At 45.7% G+C, this 20,465-nt stretch carries 10 protein-coding genes; 3 read left to right on the top strand and 7 right to left on the bottom strand.

Annotation, left to right across the window (positions count from 1 at the left end):
• The first annotated feature begins 32 nt into the window (after positions 1 to 32).
• The gene (locus JW881_08085) at positions 33 to 677 is read left to right on the top strand and encodes an IPT/TIG domain-containing protein (GenBank protein MBN1697458.1); all 645 of its coding nucleotides are present in this window, start codon (positions 33 to 35) and stop codon (positions 675 to 677) included.
• Positions 678 to 798: 121 nt separating this feature from the next.
• Here the strand turns inward: JW881_08085 and JW881_08080 are convergent, their stop codons facing one another.
• From JW881_08080 to JW881_08060, 5 genes are all read right to left on the bottom strand, one after another.
• Complete coding sequence (locus tag JW881_08080) at positions 799 to 10,647, bottom strand: hypothetical protein (protein MBN1697457.1); 9,849 nt, start codon at positions 10,645 to 10,647, stop codon at positions 799 to 801.
• 12 nt (positions 10,648 to 10,659) lie between these two features.
• On the bottom strand, positions 10,660 to 11,325 hold the full coding sequence (locus JW881_08075) for a hypothetical protein (GenBank protein ID MBN1697456.1): 666 nt from the start codon (positions 11,323 to 11,325) through the stop codon (positions 10,660 to 10,662).
• 33 nt (positions 11,326 to 11,358) lie between these two features.
• The gene (locus JW881_08070) at positions 11,359 to 12,159 is read right to left on the bottom strand and encodes a hypothetical protein (GenBank protein ID MBN1697455.1); all 801 of its coding nucleotides are present in this window, start codon (positions 12,157 to 12,159) and stop codon (positions 11,359 to 11,361) included.
• Positions 12,146 to 13,186 carry a hypothetical protein gene (locus tag JW881_08065; protein MBN1697454.1) on the bottom strand — a complete coding sequence of 347 codons (1,041 nt, stop codon included), beginning with the start codon at positions 13,184 to 13,186 and terminating at the stop codon, positions 12,146 to 12,148. Before JW881_08065 ends, JW881_08070 begins: the two co-directional genes overlap by 14 nt.
• A gap of 93 nt (positions 13,187 to 13,279) precedes the next feature.
• Positions 13,280 to 14,221: a tetratricopeptide repeat protein gene (locus JW881_08060; GenBank protein MBN1697453.1), complete on the bottom strand. Its 942-nt coding sequence runs from the start codon at positions 14,219 to 14,221 to the stop codon at positions 13,280 to 13,282.
• 669 nt (positions 14,222 to 14,890) lie between these two features.
• Between JW881_08060 and JW881_08055 the strand changes: the two genes are divergently transcribed.
• Both JW881_08055 and JW881_08050 read left to right on the top strand, forming a co-directional pair.
• Positions 14,891 to 16,420, top strand: a complete 1,530-nt coding sequence (locus tag JW881_08055) for a hypothetical protein (GenBank protein MBN1697452.1) — start codon at positions 14,891 to 14,893, stop codon at positions 16,418 to 16,420.
• Between the two features lie 157 nt (positions 16,421 to 16,577).
• Positions 16,578 to 18,719 carry a tetratricopeptide repeat protein gene (locus JW881_08050; protein ID MBN1697451.1) on the top strand — a complete coding sequence of 714 codons (2,142 nt, stop codon included), beginning with the start codon at positions 16,578 to 16,580 and terminating at the stop codon, positions 18,717 to 18,719.
• On the opposite strand, the gene JW881_08045 is transcribed toward JW881_08050, so the two are convergent.
• Together JW881_08045 and JW881_08040 are read right to left on the bottom strand one after the other, a co-directional pair.
• Positions 18,706 to 19,473 carry an N-formylglutamate amidohydrolase gene (locus tag JW881_08045; protein ID MBN1697450.1) on the bottom strand — a complete coding sequence of 256 codons (768 nt, stop codon included), beginning with the start codon at positions 19,471 to 19,473 and terminating at the stop codon, positions 18,706 to 18,708. The two genes, JW881_08050 and JW881_08045, sit on opposite strands and share 14 nt — an antisense overlap.
• Position 19,474: 1 nt before the next feature.
• A complete protein-coding gene (locus tag JW881_08040; protein ID MBN1697449.1) occupies positions 19,475 to 20,464 on the bottom strand; it encodes an ATP-binding cassette domain-containing protein in 990 nt (329 codons plus the stop codon).
• Position 20,465: the final 1 nt, after the last annotated feature.

Here is a 20,465-nt window from a genome sequence, read left to right as displayed (position 1 = left end):
ATACCCGGATTATATGAAAGGAAAAAAGCAAAATGAAAAGGAAAACGTATCTTTTTTTGAGTATCCTGTGTGTGTTTGCAGTTCCGCTGTATGCACAGGCACCCGCAATCACATCCATCAGTCCGGAAAGCGGACCGGTCGGTACGGAGGTGACGATTACCGGAACGGGATTTCTTTCTTCCGGCAATGTGATTTATTTCCGGGACGCGCTGATGAGTATGCTTTATGAGGCGCGGATTACCGCCTCCTCCCCGGACGGGCTCAAGCTTCTCTTTGACGTGCCTCAGGCGGTGAATCCGGAGTGTTACTATTCGGACCCCCCGTGCGCCTCACCTTCGCGCATGGTGTCCGACGGCGTGTATCTCGTGTACGTCGTCACATCCGCCGGGACGAGCAACATGAAAGAGTTCACGGTCAGCGATTCGCCGACTCAATCCCCGTCCCCGGCCGCTTTACCGACGACCGACCCCGACTGCCCGAGCGGGATTTACGGGGACGCCAATGAAGACGGCGAAATCACCATTGCCGACGCGTTGATCGTCGCGCAGACCTACGTGGGCGTTATCGGGCTGTTTACGCCGCCCTGCGCCGACGTGAACGGAAGCGGCTCCGTCGATATTCTCGACGCGCTGCTTATCGCGCAATGCTATGTGGGACTCATTTCCTGCGATTTTTGAACTGGATTTTAAAAATATTCCGCAGAAATAAGCTACCCAAATAGTATAAATCGGGCTGGTTTATGGGGGTACTAATGTTGTTCTCCATGGCGTCTTTTATTCATAATAAATTATTCATTTTCTAATAAGGATAAAGGATACCACCCCTTTCTACCTTGCCGGTATCGATAATTTTTTCAACTTTATAAATCAATCTTCTGTGATACCATTCTTTAAGCCTATTTCTCGAAGTTCGTGGTGGTGTTTGTGATTGACTTGCTACTTCCCATGTATGAAATTTTCCCTCATTTGTAATACCAATAATATCAGGTTCTTTCCTGCTGTATGTATACCTGGCATCAAAACCGACATCTCTTAATGCAAAATCTGCATATACCGCTTTGTATTTTCCACTCTCTGCCATTTCCAGACATTTTTCAAGCATCATTTCACGATGCTTGGGTTTTCCATGTTCTCTAAAATAGATGGGTGCTTGAGTTTCCGATCCGGTGCCTGGAATTTGAGTATGTTCGGGGATTTTTATGATATTATAATTTTTCTGTTTACCAGTTTTAGGATTTATATATGTACCCTGTTTTTTCTTAAATTTATAGTCTCTTATTGCCACAAAATTAAATTTATTTAAAGTATCACCTTTGGCCAACCCATTCGGATCCCTGTATATAACCGGATTGTTATCACAATACACATACCAGTTGAGGGATTCCAGAAAATTGAAATCCTCCCGGTTCGGATCGAGCAGTTCGCTTCCCGCAGGGTCGGCAGAGATCCACCTGACCCGCTTGGGGTCCAGGTATCGGGCACCCATGTAATAATTGCCCGTTTCCTCGTCCAGCTCCTTGCCGGTAAAGCGGAAGCGGATCTTGCCGCTGGATTCGGCAAACTCCTCTATCCACAATTCGCCGTGGGGGGTATATTCCAGGTGCTCGAAGACCTCTCCGTCGGGATCTGTTATATATTGGGCGCTTCCCAGGTGGTCGGTATGGTAATAATAAGTATTGGCCTTTTCATAGTATATACCGGTATCATCTTCAATGGTCATCTTGGTAGCTAGGCGGCTTTCTCCCACATAAATATGTTTGGATTGGCGGAAATCAGGATAGTCTTCGGTAATACTCCACAGACTGTCAAAATACAAGGTTTCTCCGCCTTCGATATATTTAACCGTTCGCTGACCGGAAGGATCATAACAATAAGTGACCCAGATATCCTCTTCTACGGTCTCGATAAGCCTGTTTTCCTCATCCCATGAGTAATACCGCATATAGACATCGTCCTCATTCCCCTGGGTTTGGGTCCGTTCCAGGCCAAAGCCGTAATCCACCTTATAAATGGAATCCTCTATGGTGAGATGATAACCTCCGCTGGTCCATCCACCGGTAGAATGACCGCCTTCCCGTTCTTCCACCACATTACCGTTCAGGTCATAGAGATACCAGATATTGCCGATCCGTTCCGGTTGATGCGGTTTATCACTGTAGTATTTATAATCCAGGGCATAATTGAGTCCGTCTCCCTGGCTTACCTGGGGTTTGTTTACGATCTGTGAAGCCTTACTGATTACATTACCGATGGAATCATAGGCAAAGACCTGCTCATTTTCACTTTTATAGGCAACAGAACCACCTGAACCAAAGGGGTTTTCAGTATGAACCCCTTCCGACCGGGTTAGCTGGTAAAGGTCATCATAATTGTAAGTCACGGACGTTGTATAGGTGTCCGATGTATTATCGAACCCCAGAATATTTCCAACATCATTGAATTGGTAGCTTATATTTTGAAGTTTATTGCCGTATGCATCCTTTGTGAGAATACTATTCAGCCAGCGCCGGTTTTCATCATAGGTGTAATATGTCTCTGTCATGTTTCCCAGTTGAATGTAAATTCGCTGACCGTATTCATCATACCCGATTTCCCGGACATAGTGGGTGGTCAGGGTTCCCCTTGTTCCGCTCGCACTTTTTACCTGTCCGCCGGTATCGTATTGATAGGTTAATACCTCTCCGTCCGGAAAATCAATGGTCTCCATACGTCCCAGGTAATCGTATGTAAAGCCGATGGTTGCCGTCTTGATTTCACCGGCAGCGGTTTGCCGTTGAATACTGCGGGTCATGGATGTGGTTTCACCTAATGCCCCGTATTCATAGCTGGTGCTGCCCGCATAATAAGTCATAGAAACCAGCCGGCCTGCGGTGTTGTTGGGAGCCCCCGGAGCACCATAATGATAGACCGTGTCCTCGAAACTTTGCTTTGAGGGATAATCGATCGTGTCCAGGCGTTCGAAATCATCATAAGAATAATCTATGGCTTTTCCAGAATGCCTTAAATTCGCATCGATTTTACGACTTAATAATCCGAAATTGTTATAGAAATATTCCGTAAGGCCTGTATCATGACTGTAGAGACTGGTTCTGTTGCCCTGCATATCATAAGTGATACGAACAGGATTACCTTGATGATCCAGTGCTTCAGTCAGGCGTCCGAGGGCGTCATAGTGATATTGGGCCGATGTGAGAATTTTATGTGACTGGTTCAGTTTTTGAATCGATATGATTTTTTCTTTTGCATTTGTAAGGCTATCGGTAATATTGTCCAGAGGGTCGGTTGTTCTGACCAGTTGCATATTATCCTGAAAAAGATATTCTACGGTTATTTCACTGCCGTCGGGTAATTTTTTTCGGATCACCCGGTCCAATTGGTCGTAGGTGATGGTGGTTGGACGGACGAGTTCCTGGATGCCGGGATACACGGAACCCGGGACAAAAAGATTCTGGCCTTCCTGCACGGTCCGGCCCTTTGCATCGAAAATCAATGAGCCGGAGACATTCCATCCGGTCACCCGGCCGGAACCATAGCCGGTTTCCCCTTGCTTGGCCGTCTGTATAATGCGTCCCAGACCGTCGCAATAAGTGAGGGTTGTCATAGCCTGGCTGTCATATGGATCGAATCGCAGTTTGTTTTGCGTCACCGAGTATAACAGGGCGGCATCAAGTTCCGGATAATCAAAGGACACGGCAGGTGTTTCACCGACCACATCATAAGGACTGAATATTTCTTTAAGACGGCCATGGGAATCATATGTCCGGGTTTCCGTCTGGTTGTTCTGGTCTGTTCGCGTGAGATTGGTTTGGGTGGGATAATCCCAGGTCATAGAGGATGTGTAGCCGGTTGAGATAGATGATTTATAAACATCGATTTGTGTTAGAAATTGATGGACCTGGCCGTCATAGGTATATTTGGTTGTGAGTCCGCTTGGATTTATTTTATAAGTGGTATTTCCATAATCATCATATTCAAATTTATATTCATAATAATCATCATCCGTAACATAAAGCCTGAGATTTTTCAGGTTGCCATTGCCATAGTAATCACCTTCCCGTTTACGGATGAGATCTGTGCCGTGAAAAACCTCCATAGCCGATGGATAACCCGGACGATATCCGTTTAAATCGCTGGCATATTCAATAGTAAGGTAATAATCGTCATCGGTATGATGAGTGGACCCGCTATCGTCAAGCCGGGTAATGTTGCCATTTTCGGAATACTGAAAAAGCAATTGCGTTTCAATATCATTACTTCCGGTCGGATCAACGATCCGATTCTTCTGCTTTACCAGGGCATTGAACTGGGATATCTTGTTATCCAGACCGTCATTGGTCACTTCCTCATACGTGTTAAATGTCTCTTTTAGTGTGGAACCGGTGGAAGAAACGAATGTTTCCCAAAGAACCAGGCCCTTGTCATAAACATCCTTAATGGAATAAATTCTTTCGATGGAGCTTGAATCACCAAAAATAGTCCGGACAACCTGAAAACCGAGGAATTCTCTTTGTGCACGATGATATTTTCCGTTTTCATATTCGAACCGGGTTGTATACGTGTGAATGGTTCCGGCCGGAGCCTGGCCGCTTCGTCCATCATCCTGAATCATTTGAGAAAGAACCCATTTCCTTTGGGGCATGTCTTCAGTATTTCCCTGTTCCTGATAATCAAGACTGATAGTTCCTCCAAAAGGCAGGGTAATGTCGTGAAGAAGCCCGACTTTGCCCATGATATTGGTTTTAACCCGCACAAAATCTTCACGCGGTAATTTCATCACATGATCTGGCAGCCCGTCGCCATTAATGTCGGTAAATTGAAGCGAGGTAGTGGTTGTGGCATACGTACCATTCACTCCCGGTGTCAGGACCAGGGCAATTAAAAACCAGTTCCACTCAAAGGTGACATCCGCCCCAAGATTGATGGAAACGCCTGATGAATAATCCAGCACATCATCAACGCCAAAAGGATTAATGGCTTCCAAAAACTGATTCCCTATCCTGGATATATCTGAAACCACCGGAATCCCCAGGGAAGCTCCCGCCAGTGTCAGTCCCCTCATCTGGGACCCGATAAGAGAAAGGTCTTCCATTATTGCGTCGTATAACAACTCACTAATATTGGTGACATTCCAGGGAGGCCGGTAAAGGCAGGTTGTCTGCGTACTAAAAGTATCTCCCAGGTTAAAACGGACCCTGAAAAAAGCTTCATCAGGGTCTTTGCCTACCTGGTCCAATAGTCCGTCGCCATTCACATCTTCTAATCGAAAAGCGGTTTTATCACAATTGCCTGTATAGCCGGCATTGACGCCAAAATTTTGAATTCCTAACGAGGCAGTGGCCCCGTAACTCCCGTTATTATTATACGATAAACCGGCAGATTCGCAGGCAATCCTGAATGCACTATCATCATTCTGGGAATATGACCAATCAGCCAGATCGGTATCCATACCCCCGCTCCAGGTAGCAGATTCCCAGTCTGTTTCCATTCCCGTATTCAGTATGACGGAAAAATCCCCTGTCCCATTACGGGAAATATGGTCCGGCAATCCGTCCCCATTAATATCCATTAATCCACAGGTTTGAATTCCCTGACCCAGGGTTCCATTTAAACCTGCGCTACCACTTGCCCCTCCTCCTTGATTATCATCATCGCCCTGATTCATTAAACTTAATTTGAACCTTGCTTTGTCGCTCATATAACATGTCATCCCGGCCGAACCCCCGCCTGCAGTGGCACCAAAACCAAAAGTCAGGTTATCGTATTCACTCATCCGGTCAAAAAGAAGTTTAACAGTCCCGGAATTTGTGAATTTTCCTTTATATCCGCTAATATACTGTGCATTTTCCCCCCCATCCTGGGGTTCAATGAGAATATCCGGGTAACGGTCCCCGTTCAAGTCCATAAGCCCGGCGTATTGCCAGGAGGTCCCATCATTCCGGCTAAAATTACCACTGACAGGACCAACTTGAAGTCCGCCATTCACATCAGTGGCATCACTTTTACTTCTATTGATAGTGGATAAATTTCCTCCACTAAATGCAGAACTGCCTTTAGGCACATTGTAAAAAGCATCACCACCCTTTCTGCAGGGACTCATAACGCTTTCATAAATAAATGGGGCAAACATCACCTCCAGATTGGTATTATTTCCATTATCATCCAGCTCCGGTTTGGAATAACTTGAAATCTCGCCGATCCAGGCGTCCCGGCTGATTTCTGTGGTATCCGGAGGTACCCCTGTTTCACTGATAAGAATTTGATTATAATCATTGGATTCAGGATCGGGATTCCGATTAATGACAACACTGATAGTGTAATTGGGGATAACATATTCCTCATCTTTATTTTGTTTCACATAGGTTCCGATCAACTCACGCTTAAAGGGATGATATCCGCACCAGATATTATAAAACCATCCCATATTACCGCCGGAAAAATCATCAAAGTCAATTCCTTCCAGGTCCGGGAGATTGGCGTTCTCATCTACTTCTTCCATGGGAAATATATCATCAGGATAAACGACCATATCCCGGGTATCATAATCCCGTGTACTGTTGAAAACAGGAACATAGCCTTCATAAATAAGACTCCGGTTCTGGTTGTTTAAGGCGATAAAGGTTACTCTTCCGGCTTCAGATCCGGACGGCAGATTTTTCACTCCCGGCGCAATATCCGGAAACTTTTTACCGGATGGTAACGTATAGCCGTCTTCAACATCCAGTATGGCATTAGCGCCCATATCGATAGTCAGTGTTAACGTTTCCCAGGAATAATAGTCCCGGTTTTGCCAGAGTGCGGATACAATATCTTTCCAACCCTCGGGAACATGGGCCGGCAGGTTCGATCTTAAAATCCGGTTGCCGCCTGATTCACGATAATAAGGGAATAATTCCCAGTCACGATACATTAAATAATAGAGATCGGATAATGCCCCGGATCCGGAAGTACTGTTCGGAATATACCAGTAAGTATCAGGATCATCTTCAGTAGCTCCGGGAATAGTCAGTCTGTTAAAAGACGAAGTAAACAAAGCATCGGAGAAATAGGATCGTATGCTATTATATTCGGCTTGAGAAAGCAAAATGATTCTTTTTTCATTATCCGGAAATTGGTTAAAAGTGATTCCGTCACCAATGGTAGCATCGTCAAAAAGCCGATGAATCGTTAACAGGTCCGGATCACTCAGCCCTTGTTGCTCCAGACTGTATACATCAGCGCCATTGACAGTTACAGGAACAAAGGCTGTATCCAAAAGCGTCCGTTCATCCGCCGTGGCTACATTATCGTAAATATCATTATAAAATGCAGCCGGGATTTCTATTAAGCCCAAGGCAGAGAAATCAGCAGGCTGCACACCATTCATATATTCCTGCTCCACAGCTTGCTCATACAGTGATGATGAAACCTCTTCCAGTAAAAAGGACTTGCCGGATAAGGTGTACTTTCGTTCCAGACCACCGTCATTGAGAATAACACCCGATGCACCGGTATTCCGGCTGTTAAGTGGAAACCGGCTTTGATCGGGATATTCTCCATAAACCGACCAGTTCCCTGTTTCATTACTGAGCCAGATTGAATAGAGGAGCGTGTTGGGGGAAGCGGAGTGGTACACCCGGTCAAGTAAAATTTCTCTGTACTCACCCGGAGTATCAAAATTCTGATAAATAAGGTCACCATAATTACCGGTTCTCGCTGTATTGATTCTCGCGGCCGGTTCTGTTCTTCGAGCCTGCCTGTAGGACGTATTGCCGTTTCCATCGGTATATACACCAACATCACTGTTATCAAAGGACTTGTAATAGGTTATAGAATCGAGTTCGGTATCGGAAAGTTTTCCTCCTTCCTTTATTGTTCGAATCAGGTTAGTTATAAAACCATCGGCATGAGTGCCCCGGCGCACATACAGGTCTTTTTCCGGGATATATGGATATCCCATCAACAGCTTGGGCTTCTCTGAGTTCGGACCTATCGCAAGACCGCCTATATCGGCCATACTGTAGATCTTTTTAAAAATATCTCCGGGAATAGCCTGTGGAATAAAATAATAATTTTCAACCAGGGCTTTATAGACAGATGGTGTGGCATAATCGCCCCAATTACTCCGAAGGAGATAATGTGATGTCCCTTCTTCCTGTTCATAAATTGGTCTGAAGCGATTGTCACTTTTAGGGTATCCCCCGTTGTTTGATTTTGGGGGGAGAAAAAGGGCCCCCTCGGTTGCACCGTTAAAATACGCAATTCGATTATATTTTATGGTTGTCTCCCATTCAACACTGTCGCCCCGTTCGTCGTCTCCCGGGTCGAGATGGAAATATATTTTGTCTCCCTGATTGATATTCCAATTTCGTTCCTGTGTTATGGAACTCTGACCGCTTCCCAGTTCAATAGACCACGGACTGTTTCCCAAATAAGTGTCGGCAGAAACCCCGTCGCTGCTTCCCCCGGATGGGTCAATCAGGCTGACCGAATTGGTTATAGTTATCCTTCCGGGATAATAGACACTCCACCTTCTTAAGGGGTCCTGACGATAATAGGTTCTTTGGAATTCATTCAATTGATTTTCGTCAATATCGGTTTGAGTGGTTTCATCTCCTTCAAATTCCCAGCGAGTTGCTTCAAAAGAACCATTTCCATTATTTCTCAACCAGTCTGATGAATTGATTGGATTTATTTGCACTATATCCATGTAGCCGTCGGCATCCACATCAGCAAAAGTACTCTGCCCTTCACTCCAGGAAAATATCTTGGAAATACCCAGCGAGGCTCCAAGAAGCGTCCCTGTAACTCCAAGAGAAAAACTGTTTTGGGTTCCTTTGTTCATTAACGTACCAACATTGCTTAATTGATCGGAAACGAGATTAAACCCCATGTGATTGGAATCTTGAAAGGGTCCGGATTGATTGGGATAATAATAGAGAAAACCTACGTCTTTCCAAACCATATCCGAAAGGCCGTCACCATTCAGGTCCATGAGAGTGGATTTGGAAAAATCGAATCCGGTATCGACGGCTCCCCGTACCCCGAAGCTGGCAATTGTTTTTTTGCCCCATATTTTTGGAACCCAGATTTGTACACCGGCATAAAGGCTTCCGCCAATGGAAGCAGCAACCTTTTGATCAAGTCCCTGAAAATTTGCATTCGAAGATGCACTCCATTTTTCTTCCTCACTAAAGGCATCGTATCGGGGATTTTCTGTTGTTGAACCGGATCTTTCATTCAAACCAAAATAATTGAATTCATAGGTATAAAAATCCTTTCCGTTTCCGTCTTCTTCCGTGTAGGATTCCAACTGGCTTTGGCCGAATTCATTGATGCGGTAATTGAATTGATAAGCCCGGATACGTTTTGAGTCATTGTAATAAATCTCAATCCTGTCAAGTCGTTCAACCATTTTAGATGCAAAATGTCCCCGGCTGTCGATCCGTCTGTCAAGCCGGGATGTATTGTCGGCTAAAAAACGAATGGAATAATATCCGGAATAATCGATGCGGTTAAGATACGTATATCTGTTGCCGTCATCATACCGGTAGGAGTAATCGACACTATTTCCGTTATTGTCTTCTTCCCGTGTAATATACCACTGGTAGATTTGATTCCTGTCGGACCGGTTGGGACCAATCCAGCCATTGCCGGTTCCATAGGTTCTGACACTCCCGTCTTTGGATGCTACCGTCCAGTAATTGTCTCTTTCATAATGCCGAATTTGCTGAAAGGATTCTTCTTTTCTGAGTCGATAGACGTCCGGTTCATCATAATCACTAAACAGGACCAAGTTCTCTCCGTCCAGGACATATGTATCACTGTCCGTATAAATTGGCAGGCCAAATTTGGTATCAGTTGTTATCTGGGAAAAATTGATGTCAAATCCCCGGCCAAGCCAGCCGTTTTGCGATTCAGAGTTGTAGCTGAGAGCCAAATGTGGTGTTGCTTCACCGCGGCCTTGCGGTACCCGCAGAGGAATTTGAAAAGAAGCCGCCCCTGAATTATCGGCTTCAAGACCTTGAATTTGCGGAATCCCTTCAATTGGATTGGCGGCTTTAAGGTCCTTAATCGAATTGATATCAAAATCCATACCCTGGGGCAGGTCCGGCAACTGCAGGGTGGTGTTTACCATATCGGTGAAATGATTGGTGCGGCTTGTAACAAGAAATTTATCTTTGTCAACGGAGATACGGTTTAGTCTCTCCCATCGATTGATTTTTTCATTGAAAAAATAGGTGAATAGATTTGATAGGGCTGTTTTTGAATTCACTATTTCTGGGGAATAAGGCATGCCTATAAAAATATCCCTTTGAAAAACCGTTCCATGAGGTCCAAAGCGGAATCCCGCCGCACCGGCGGTAGAATTTCGCATTGTCCCGGGAAGAAGGTTTACCCTGCTTAATTTTTCAATGGTAATTTCAATGGGTTTTTTTACAGATCCCGCCGGAAGAAACAAACCGACCCCTTCATACTCCAGGAAAGCGGCTTTTTGAGGGTAAACCCATTCCGAATAGGTCTCATTATTTTCTGCTGTGATATCTATAGCGGCCTGTAATGTTGTATTCGCAGATACTGATTCCCCGGGATTGGAATATACAGGGAGAGACATAAAGGCGAAACATATGGTAACGATGTATGCTGTAATTTTGTTTAGTGAATTTTTCATAATATCCTCTTTTTAATTAATTTCTCTAAATTGAATACGTACAGGGGTTTCCGGAAATATATCGTTCGGTGAAATCACAACAATGTATCCCTGCCGGCCTTCACGATGGATCGGTTCTTCATCATCCATGAAGGGGATTGGGTCACTCCCATTGATATAAAAGTTGAAATGGTCTTCTCCGGAATCAAATTCCAGACGTATTTGATTGTTCTGGCTATAGCCGGTTAAAATATGATCGGATTTGGTCCATGGGACAAGATAGGAAAATTGGGTCCCGTGAATTACCTCGCCAACACAATAATATCCATCCAAAGCAATCATGCCGATTATAAAGGTCAATCCGAATTCCGAACTGTCCTGCTGACAATAAACAGCTCCATAACCGGAGATCCAGCAATGGCCGGATAGTTTCGAGAGCCATATTTCACGATCATGAAAAACAGCCGTTGGTGCATCCGTCAATGTCCATAGTGAATATCCGGCGCCCCCGGTATATTCCGGATCATTTGTCTGGAATTCGATGACTCCTTCCTCACTTCCCGGTTGAAAAAGGATGTCTACTCGTTCAGTCGTCGTTGTATCATCGTCTCCTCCGGGTTCAGAGGGCGGATTAATGGAACAATTTGTTAAAAGACCGGATATGCATCCAAAAAAAAGTAAAAGAATTAATTTCTTCATTAAACCACTCCTTTTTTAAATAAAATGTTGCTTTTATATTGAATCCCACAAGCCGGTGATTTTTAAATAATATCCCCTTTGACTTCCTCCATTTGTTTGAATACCGCTTACCATGTAATTTTTTATTAATGGAATGATCTTGAAATATATCTTTGTCAGGTAATCACTGTTATTGGCAACAAAGAATCTAACATTATGACTTATATCAGTCGGATTATTACTGCTGTTGAGAACTTGATATTGAAAATATTGTAATTTAGTATCACCTTTTTGAGTGAGGACAAGTTCCGCCTGTTGTCTTGGCTGAAGTGTTATAAAAAACCAGTCCTCATCAATGAGTAAATTTTGTTCTTCATCACGGAAAAAATAGATATTTCCCTCAATTTTCGCCGTTGATAATTCATGAGCCTGGGTTTCATCATTATTGGGTTCAAAGGGGTCATTAATCATCTTGCTGAATATCCCTAAACTGGGTTCTGAGGGGCCGAATTCCCGCGTGCCGCGGACTTTTGAAAGTGAATAATGAAAAAGGGCATTTTCGTTTGATAGATATTCAATAAAATTCCTATCAAGATAAGAATTCTTTTTCCCCCGGTAGACTACATGATAATTTTCGGAAGGGACCTCCTCGCTTCGATACAAGATATAGTTATCAGCCGCCGGATCGTCGTCCCAGGTAATAATAATGGTTTCTTCATCTACAAAGGAAGATACAAACGGTTTCACAATCACAGGATCATCAACAGGTTTCCCGAATTGATCATACAGACCTTCTGTACAGGACAGATGAAGGGCCAAAATGGCAACAAGAAGAATCAAATTACTTATTTTCATCGGATTTACCTCCAAATATTGGATTTAAACTGAATTCAAAAACCACATATGGATTATATGTTATACGCACCGGATCGACCAGATGCAGGGAAAACCGGTTTCCCAATGACATGGAAAACATGCGATTAAAATGAAATTGATAATTCAGCGAAAGACTTGTTGAGAAAAGATAAGCCGGAAGCAACACCTGGTCATCATAACGGGCATTCCGTATAAGATAGTCAATATAATATTCCGGTGTAACCACAATTCCCAGTGTGTGATGAATGCCAATGTCCGCCATTAGCCCAAGGTACAGGCCGAATGCAAAACCCAAAAAATGAACCTCCTCATATCCCAAACGGTTGACCGCGTGTGTAAAATTTATAGTTATACCGGTTTTGAAATAAAAACCGCGGAACCCTTTACCTTCTCCCGGTTTTATGGGGATAAAATTAGCCTGGAGTTGAACAGAATACAGAGGAAGCAGATAATCCGCCCAATCCTGGATCAGATAAAAAAAATAGCCGCCGGATATACCGAAGGAAAAAATACCTCCTGTCGGCGGTGGTGCTTCTTCTTCCGGTGTCAGGTCAAACATGGTGTTTAGATAATTCCCGAATTTTTCCGCCAGATCGATCAGCAATCTTTCAAGATTGGATGTATCGTCGCTGGCATAAAAAGACTGAATTACTTCCCGTTTTTCCCGGTTATATAGCTTTATTTCACCATGGATATAAACCTCCCGGTACTCAATAAACCCGTATACTAAAAAATCAATCTGGAATTCATTGCATAATTCCATGGCATCCAGAAAAGAACCCGGTGCATGTGCGTTATTGGGAATCGGTTTAAAACTCATATTTTCCCATCGGTAGACACTTTCCATTTTTTCGATAAACATAGACTGATTGACATCGGTTTCACCTGTATCAAACTGGTCGGAATCGTTAAAGAGCAAAAGAGGAGCAATATAGATTTCTTCACTGCATAGGGGTAGTGAACACAGAATAAACCAGACAACAAGAATTTTTTTTAATACGTACATTTCATGCTCCTTAATGTTTACTCAAATAATTCCGGGCTTTTACAGCGCTGGATGCTTCAGGATATTGAGAAATTAAGCAAGCAAAGATAATATTTACTTTTTAATCTCTTCGAATTTCAAATAACATTCCCCAAGGGCTAAAGATACTTCGGCCGATTTTTCGCTTTTCAGATAGGTTTCAAAAGCAGAAATGGCTTTTTTGTATTCTTTATTTTCGGCATAGAGGTAACCGATATTTTTATATATATCAATTTGTTTTGCGTTTAAAACGATGGCCTTTTCGTAATTTTCAATTGCCTTTGTTCTGTTATTGGTCTTGTGATAAGAAACACCTAATTGATAATAACAAACCGGATTTTTTTGTTTTTTTACTTCCGGCGTATCGAGAAAACTGATGCAGTGTAAATAATCTTCAGCTAAAAAAGCATATTTGGCTAAATAGATTCTGAATTCGATTTCCGGATTTTTTTGATCCAGGGCAGATTCTCCGTATTCAATCCCCTGCGTATAGAATCCGTTTTCCATGCACAACATGGATTGTAATTTATACACTTCATTTATTTTTTCATAATCTGCAGGAAATTGATTCAATAAACGGTGAACATCCATGTCGCTGGCTGCCTTGACGGGGCTTTCATAATAAACAGACCATAAATAATAGAGTTGGGCATGCCAAAAGGGTGGATTTAATTTGAGTAATTCGTGGAATTTATACTTGGCCTTGGTGAATTCTTTTCTGCCGTAAAAAACACGGCCTTCTTTGTAGGCATTACTGTATTTAAGGTCGGAAAAGGGATAATTATCATTTAACTCGTCCTGAACATTAACCGTTACTCTCCACTGCGGTTCAGCAGGTATGATTTCTTCTTTTTTTGCAGGTTGCGGCGTTACTTTTTGTTTATCGATTTTATTGCGTAATTGAGCAAGCTGTCTCATGATATATTGATCAAGGCCGGAACTGGCTTTTTTAAAATTATTAAAATTCAATATCAATCTTTGCAGTTCCGATTCCTGTTTTTCGTACCGTTGATTCATGTCCTGTGAAAATACATGCATGGTATTTTTTAGCGATAGTATGCAGTAGTATAAATAACACATGCCTCCAATTATAACAATGAATACCAAACTGAGTAGAAGAGATGGAACAATGCTTTTTTTTTGCATACTGTTTATTTTCCCGGATTAAATCCGATTTATTTTTTTTCCTTGAATAAACGAAATGTAAACTAATAATTTCACCTGCAAAACGTGCCGGAATAAACCGCCGGTTGAATGGATTCTACAATACAAATGCTGAAATGTCTACAAAAAACTTTCAAAAATTACTGAAAATTATAAATGTAACGAATTCCTCTCGTTCTGCATGTTTCCCCTATAGTTTGATTCTTGACAGAAAAAAGACAATATGATAAAATAAGTCCAGATTTATTAATAAATAAAACATTCTTTTATTGCCGCGGTAAAGATATATTTACAAGTGTAAATATATTTTATATTTATTTTTATTAAAAATCATTTTGTGAAATGAGATAAATTTTCATTATATTCTTTCGGACTCCCTGTTTCCGCGCGGTTCATTAAAAAAGGTCCGTATCTACCCGCGCGGACGCTTTTATTTGATAATTCGTGCAGGATTATGTACGAAAAAGGTTTTGTAATAATGAAACGCGGCAATAGCCGGTTTGAAAAAAAAAGGAGAACATTATGAAAAAGATGTTATTTTCTCTTTTGTTTCTCTGTAGTATCGTTTCCCTGTATTCCCAGGAAGCGACGATGGAACCGACCCCGGCTCCGCCGGAGGTTACCCCGACGCCGGAGGGTACTCCGACGCCGGAGCCCGTGGTCGGTATCGATGCAATATCCCCCCAAAGCGGGATTCCCGGGACGGAGATCGAGATCAGATGCTCGAATACCTGGCAATTGTACAATCACGTTCATATTGAATGTGTGGAACCGGGCTACCGGGATTATAAAGTGGTGCTTGAACGGGGCGAGTATATGGCCGACAGGATTCGATTTAATGTCCCTTCCTTCATGTATAAAACCTGCCATTACGAGAACCCACCGTGTTATGACCCGTGTATCAACATCATCCCGGGAAATTATCAGGTACGCGTGGAAAGCCATGATGAGATAAGCGACCCTGTTTCGTTTTCGATCCCGGATTTTTCCGATCCGGCACCGACACCGGAACCCCCGCAGAATCTGGACAGCGGTACCAACGCGAGAAGGCCGTTAATCTGGATTTCATGGGACGAATCACCGGGCGCCCTGGGCTATAATATCTACCGGGGGATCCGGAGCGGCGGACCCTTTGCATTGATCGCCTGTAATTATGGCGGGGTGTATTATGAAGATACGGATCTTATTGCCGATGAGGATTATTACTATGTGCTTACCGCCTTCAATGAAAACGGGGAAAGCGCCCTGTCGGAAGAGGTATATCGGCACGCGAACCCGGAAAGTCCGACAAGCGAACCGACGGTCGCCCCCACGATATCCCCGACGGCGGTGCCCGTTGAGGAGGTTTCCCTTACCATTGATATAACAGGTGAGGGTAGTGTCTATATCTCGGGACTTCTTGAGCCCGTTACCCCGGAGGATGCGCCCGCGACATTGTATTTTGAATACGGAACGGAGATCGCGTTGAGCGTCCTCGTCCCGACCCCGTGCCCCTGCGGGTATCAATGCCAGCAGCCTGAATTTATAGGATACGAGGGCGATGTCGTTTCGAACGAAGACTACGTGGAAGGGATTATCCTGGACAGGGACATGGCCGTTACCGCGAACTTTCTCGACTACGCGCCGGGGCCCACCCAGGACCCGTCCGTGACACCTTTTCCCGATATAACGGGGGAGCCGACAACGGAACCGGCACCCACGGAAGATCCGAACCAGACCCCCACCCAGACCCCCATTCCAACGATAAGCGGCGGAACGACGGCACCCACGCCTCTCCTCCCGACGGCCGATCCGAATGATACGCCCGTTCCGACGACCATGACGACCGTCTCGCCCACACAGGCCCCGGCCATAATAATGGGGGACGCGAACGGAAGTGGTGCCGTCGACATCGTGGACGCGCTCTTAGTCGCCCGGTATTACGTGGGCATGATAGACGACTCATCGATCAACCCGGGGCTTTCCGATGTGAACTGTTCCGGAAGTATCGATATCGTGGACGCGTTGCTTATCGCCCAGTTTTACGTGGGACTTCCCGTATCGTTCTGCTAATCTGCAGCATATGACTTGTCTCCTTCAGAATGGGCTGTCTACCGATTTTCCGGGCAGACAGCCCGTTTTTTATTTTGAGAAACACGCCGCGAATTGATCGTTACGGCGTCAATCACCCCCTATTCCTCTCTTTCCGTTATTGCTTTATAATCGAACCATGAAAGAAAAAATCCGGCCCCAGGGAAAATCGGACGTTTTTCACTTAGTCTGTTCATTCGTAAATACCCGAAAACTTCCGGTTATCGTTTTCGTTCTGGCCGTTCTCGTCCGCCTGGTCTATCTGATCGATTACGCCGGTTCGCCCTTTTTTCAGGAACATATCGCAGACGCCCTGTTTCATGAGGAGTGGGCGGATGCCGTCGTCAAGGGGGATATATTCAGCCTCCGGCAGCACGGGGTCTTTTACAAGGCACCGTTTTATCCCTATTTTATCGCTTTTGTTTATCTTGTATCGGACAGGAGCGATCTCGTTGTGATGCTCATCCAGGTCGTCATGAGCGGCATAAGCTGCGTCCTGCTGTTTTTGATCGGCCGGATCTATTTCGACGACATTGCCGCTTTTATCGGCGCATTAATATACGCCTTTTATTTCCCTTCCGTGTTTTTCTCAACGGAAATGGAAATTCCCGCAAGCGCGGTTTTTTTGACCCTCCTTTCCTTTTATCTTCTTATAATAAACAAGGGGACGTTGCGCGTCATCGTGTCCGCGGTCGTTTTCGGATTGTCATTGTGTGCGTTACCCACGAATCTGCTGCTTCTGCCCCTCTATGGGTACCTGATTTTTAAAAAACGCGGAGTAAAAACCGTTGTTGTTTTTGCTGTCGTCGCCTTCGCCGTCATCTTCCCGGTGACATTGCGCAATCTGATCGCCGGAAAACACCCGACTGCGATCTCCGCCAATGGGGGAATCAACTTTTACATCGGCAATAACGAATCGTATGACGAAAGCGTTTCCCTCCAGCCCGGCTACGCTTTCGAGGATTTCTATGACGAACCGCTGAAAACATTCGGTGCCGGCTCGTTCGCGGAACGGGACGCCTACTGGTACGGGAAGGCATTCGCGTTCATCACGGAGCATCCCGTAAAGGAAATCGCGCTTGTCTTGAAGAAGCTGGTGTTGTATTTTTCCGATTACGAGATAATGAGAAACAGGGACACCTATTTCGCGAAAAGTGAATCGGTCTATCGTTATATTCCGTTTTTTCCGGCCTCGTTTATCCTTGCCGCGGGCCTTGTCGGAATGGCGCTTGCCGTTTATAAAAAGAAAGGCAGGTCCTTGATGCTTTTTTGCTTTCTCCTCGCCCTCCCGTCCATTCTTTTTTTCGTGACGAGCAGATACCGGATGCCCTCCATGTGCGTGTGGGCGGTTTTTGCCGGATTTTCTCTGACAATTGTCGTACGATCGGTTATTGACGGCAAACCCCTTCCCGGCATTGTGACGGCCGCTTCCATCGTATGCCTCGCGGTACTTTCGAACCTGAACATATTCGTCGTAAAAAATCCGGCCTACCGGCCCCGTTTCAATCTCGGGTTTATTTATGAAAAACAGGCACACTATGGCCCGGCGCTCGACGAATACGCACAAAGCCTCGACCTCATCGATCCGCAGACCCCCCATGCCCTCGAGACCGTATCCGAAGTGTACGCGAGGATGGGGAACGTTTATATGAAACAGGGGAACCTCGATAAAGCGGAAGCGTATTTATTAAAATCGATCGATGTCAAGCCGGATTCGTATCCGGCGTATTCGTATCTCGGTACCTTGTATGAAAAACGGAAGCGGATCGATACGGCCGAGGAAATGTATGAAAAAGCGATCGAAATCGATCCGTGGGACGTTATCAGCATCTATAACCTGGGTCTCCTGTATCTCGACAACAACCGCTTCGATGAAGCAATAGCGCAATTTACTCGCGCGATCGAGGTCTACCCGCAGCATTCGGGGGCGTACAGCAACCTGGCATATATTTACGGTATATGGGGGAACCTCGATATAATGGAAGACTACGCGAAAAAAGCGGTTTTCCATAATCCGGAAGAAACACCGGCGCGCTACAACCTCGCCACCCTGTACCTGAATACCGGTCGCGAGAAAGAGGCCGTTGAGCAATACAGGGAAATCATCCGGCATTCACCCGGGGAATCGGCCGCCGCGTACAACAAACTCGGCGTGATCGAGGCGCGGAAAAACGATCTCGAACGGGCGGTCCGTTATTGGAAAAAGGCCCTGGAAATCGATCCGGATTATGAAGACGCTGCGGTGAATCTTAAAACTGCCTCGGAACTCATGAAAAAATAAAGGGCGACGCGTCGAACAACGCGTCGATAAGCCCCCGTATCGCCGCTTTCAGCTCATCGAAGCCCGGAAGTTTTTCTCCGGTCGTCTCGTTCATGTACAGCCGTTTGTTGATTTCGAGCATAATGGAAAAGACTGATCGATGTTGCCGGTAATAGGCGGGGGGGACGATGCTTCCGGAAAAAGGCCGGTTCACATCCGTACCATAGCCTGAGGACGCCAGGTTCGCGGCGGCGAAATCGATGAGCCGGGGCGGCGTGTGGAAAGCGTCCGTCCCGATACAGATGTCGGGCCTGTCTGCCGAACGGTCCGTCTCATAGGGGAGCGGCCGGGAGGCGAAACTGTGGCAGTCGACGATGAGGCATCTGCCGCATCGGGACAGGTTGCCGCGGACCGCTTCCTCGAGCAGCCGGTGGTGGGGCGTGTAATAGGTATCGATGAGGCGATGCCGTTCTTCGGGCGTCACGTTCTTCCGTAGCCGCCTCAGCTTCGCGGTGACGGTATAGACGACCCCCATCCCCCGCGCGGCCATTTCCTCCTGCGCGTCGTCGGTAAAGCGTTCGGGGTCGAGGACGAGGCGGTTGACCGGAAACACGATCCGTTCGACACCCCCGCGACGTACGTCGAACAATTCGTCCGTGTACATATCGGCCAGAAGAAAAACCTCTTCCGCCAGTTCCTCCTCAGAGAGTGTGAAGGTTTTTTTTACCGCTTCGGGCACGCGGGTCGACGAATGTGGAATATGCAGCACGATCATATCAGTCTTCCTCCCCTGTCTTTTGAAGATAGAGATCCCTGATAATATGTTCGATCGGGAGTTCCCGTACGGTCATGTCGATAATCGTCGAGTGGTCGTCGATGCCGCGGATAAACTGATTCAATGTGACCTTTTCGAGGTTCAATTCGAGTTCCGCCTCGTAGTCCGATATCCCTTCGAGCAGTCTGATACCCCCCTCCCGGAACGGCGGGAGTTTCTTCCGCGTGGTCAGGTGCACGATTTTTTTGAGTCCCAGGTGTTTTCTGAGGTTGTTCAGGGTGTTGTCGAAAACGATCTCGCCGTGGTTGATCACGATCACACGGCGGGCCAGGTGCTCGATATCGTCGAGATCGTGGGTGGTGAGTATAAAGGTGACCCCCCTCCTGTTCTGTTCGAGAATGAATTCCCGTATCTTGTCTTTGGCGATCACGTCGAGACCGATCGTGGGCTCGTCCAGAAAGATGATCCGCGGATTGTGGAGCATGGCCATGACGAACTCGCACTTCATCCGTTCGCCGAGTGACAGCTGGCGTGTGGGCTTTACGATCAGGTCCCCGGCGTCGAGCATTCCCACCATCTCATCGAGCCTTTTTTTAAAATCACGGGTCGGGATACCGTAGATCGCCTTGTTCATATAAAAGGCGTCCGCGGGCGGAATGTCCCAGATAAGCTGCGATTTCTGGCCGAAGACCGCCCCGATATGTTCGACATAGCGTTTCCGCTGCTTCCACGGCGTGAAGCCCGCCACAGACACCTCACCGGAGGTGGGATAGAGGATACCGGTGAGAATTTTCAGTGTCGTCGACTTTCCCGCACCGTTCGGTCCCAGATAGCCGATCAGCTCCCCGCTCGATGCGGAAAAGGAGATGTCCCTGACCGCGTGGACGATCACTTTTTCGCGGTGGAACAGGCTTTTTATCGTGTCCCTGAAGGTATGGCCTTTTTTGTAGGTGGTATAATCCTTTCTCAAGGCGTTGACTGAAATGAGCATT

Source organism: Spirochaetales bacterium, from assembly GCA_016930085.1.
GTDB lineage: Bacteria > Spirochaetota > Spirochaetia > SZUA-6 > JAFGRV01 > JAFGHO01.
This window is presented reverse-complemented; position numbering and strand designations above follow the sequence as displayed.